Genomic DNA, 666 nt, shown 5'->3' with positions numbered 1-666 from the left:
CGAAGACACCGTCAGCAAAGGCACCATTGCCGGCTCCTTCACCGTTGGCGACGAAGAAACCCCAGTTGCCAACCTGGTTGTCACCTTCACCGGCGACAGCAACAAAGACGGCTACTACGCCATCTCCGGCAACAACGTGGTCCTGACTCAAGCCGGTGCCGACTTCGTTAACGCGGGCAACAAACTGCCTGCGTTCGACCTGACCGTGACCGACACCGATAAAGGCAGCGCCAACGCCGCTGCTACCCCGGATGTCACCCTGGTCAACGACCTGCCAACCATCGAAGTGGTTGCCAACCCGCTGGTCGAAGACACCGTCAGCAAAGACACCATCGCCGGTTCCTTCACCGTTGGCGATGAAGAAACCCCCGTTGCGAATCTGGTTGTCACATTCACCGGCGACAGCAACAAAGACGGCTACTACGCCATCTCCGGCAACAACGTCGTCCTGACCCAAGCCGGTGCCGACTTCGTCAACGCAGGCAACAAGCTGCCTGCGTTCGACCTGACCGTCACCGACACCGATAAAGGCAGCGCCAACGCCGCCGCTACCCCGGATGTCACCCTGGTCAACGACCTGCCAACCATCGAAGTGGTTGCCAACCCGTTGGTCGAAGACACCGTCAGTAAAGACACCGTCGCCGGCTCCTTCACCGTTGGCGACGA

General features: G+C 60.1%; 1 protein-coding gene. It reads left to right on the top strand.

All coding sequences use genetic code 11. The features are described from left to right. On the top strand, nt 1–666 hold a 666-nt coding region (locus JWR98_RS28545; protein ID WP_205491837.1), incomplete at both ends, for a hypothetical protein.

The organism is Pseudomonas lactucae (genome assembly GCF_016937615.1).
Lineage (GTDB): Bacteria > Pseudomonadota > Gammaproteobacteria > Pseudomonadales > Pseudomonadaceae > Aquipseudomonas > Aquipseudomonas lactucae.
The sequence above is the reverse complement of the archived record's forward strand: the minus strand, read 5'-3'. Positions and strand labels throughout refer to the sequence as shown.